The following is a 280-nucleotide window of genomic DNA, read 5'->3' on the forward strand; positions in this document are numbered from 1 at the left end:
GGAAAATCAACCTTAGTTAATCTTTTAATGCGTTTTTACGATGTGACAAGTGGTTGTATTTTAATTGATGATATCCCTATTACAGAAATGCGTCGAGATGATTTGAGAAGCTCCTTTGGGATGGTACTTCAAGAAACTTGGTTATTTAATGGAACTATTTGGGATAACTTAACTTTTGGAAATCCTAATGCAACAAAAGAACAAGTTATTAAAGCCTGTAAAGATGCTTCTATTTATCATTTCATTACGACATTACCTAATGAATTTGAGACAATGATTG

Annotated in this window: 1 protein-coding gene; it reads left to right on the forward strand. The window is 31.8% G+C overall.

The features are described 5' to 3' along the window. A partial coding sequence (locus R6258_RS18790; RefSeq protein ID WP_318453473.1) for an ATP-binding cassette domain-containing protein occupies positions 1-280 on the forward strand: 280 nt, incomplete at both ends.

Source organism: Halomonas sp. HP20-15 (genome assembly GCF_033446685.1).
GTDB lineage: Bacteria > Pseudomonadota > Gammaproteobacteria > Pseudomonadales > Halomonadaceae > Modicisalibacter.